At 69.4% G+C, this 1370-nt stretch carries 1 protein-coding gene; it reads left to right on the top strand.

The features are described 5' to 3' along the window. On the top strand, nucleotides 1-1370 hold a 1370-nt coding region (gene eccCb / locus RTM68_RS15470), incomplete at both ends, for a type VII secretion protein EccCb (protein WP_312172582.1).

Below are 1370 nucleotides of genomic sequence, written 5' to 3'. Positions count from 1 at the left end.
CCGCGCTCGGGCTGATCTCGCCGCGGTGGCGAGGTGCGGCGGCGCTCACGGTTCCTCTCGGCATCGTCGACGTGCCGCTCGAGCAGCGCCGCGAGACCCTCGCGGTGTCACTGGGCGGCGCCGCGGGTCACATGGCGATCGTCGGTGCACCGCTCAGCGGAAAGAGCACCCTCGCTCGCACCGCGCTCGTCGCCCTGGCGCTCACGCACACTCCGCAGGAGGTGCAGTTCTTCGTCATCGACTTCGGCGGCGGCAGCTTCGCCGGCCTGCAGCGATTCACTCATGTGAGCGGTGTCGCGACCCGGTCGGAGCCCGACATCGTGCGCCGCACCGTGGCCGAGGTCACGAGCCTGCTCAACGCGCGTGAGGTGTATTTCCGTCAGAACGGCATCGACTCGATCGACACGTACCGGCAGCGGCGCGCGCAGGGCATGGCCGACGACGGTTACGGCGACATCTTCCTCGTGGTCGACGGCTGGGGCACCCTGCGTGCCGAGTTCGACATGCTCGAGCCGCAGATCCAGGCGATCGCGGCGCGAGGTCTCACGTACGGAGTGCACGTCGTGATCACGGCGTCGCGGTGGATGGAGGTGCGCGCGAACCTCAAGGACCTCATCGGCACGCGCATCGAGCTGCGCCTCGGAGACCCGTCGGACTCCGAGGTCAACCGCAAGGCGGCCGAGAACGTCACATCGCTCCCGGGTCGCGGCCTCAACGACAACGGTCTGCAGATGCTGACCGCGCTGCCCCGCATCGACGGCGTCGACGACGCGTCGTCGCTCTCCGACGGCATCGACGACCTCGCGGGCAGGGTCGCGGCGGCCTGGCACGGCCCCGCAGGACCGAAGCTGCGTCTGCTGCCCTCGCAGATCGGGCATGCCGACCTGCGTGCCGTCGCCGCGGCCGCATCGTCCGACGGATCCGAGCCGCGCGAGATCCTGCTCGGCATCGACGAGGCGAATCTCGCTCCGTTCTCGATCGACCCGATCGCCGAGCCGCTGCTCTACCTCTACGGCGACGCCGACTCCGGCAAGTCCTCGATGCTGCGCGGAGTCGTGCACGAGATCACCCGTCTGTACGGGCCGAACGAGGCGAAGATCTTCGTGGTCGACTACCGGCGCGCTCTGCTCGGCGAGATCCCCCAGGAGTACCTCGGCGCGTACCTGACCTCGCACGAGATGACCGAGGGTGGAATGAGCGAGCTCGCCCAGTTCTTCCGGAGTCGCATCCCCGGTGCCGACGTCACTCCCGAGCAGCTGCGCACGCGGTCGTGGTGGACGGGCGCCGAGGGCTTCGTGCTCATCGACGACTACGACCTCGTGTCGACGTCGCAGGGCAACCCGATCGCCGTGCTCGCTCCGCTGCTGGCG

The sequence above is a fragment of the Microbacterium sp. genome, assembly GCF_031988965.1.
GTDB lineage: Bacteria > Actinomycetota > Actinomycetes > Actinomycetales > Microbacteriaceae > Microbacterium.
This window is presented reverse-complemented; position numbering and strand designations above follow the sequence as displayed.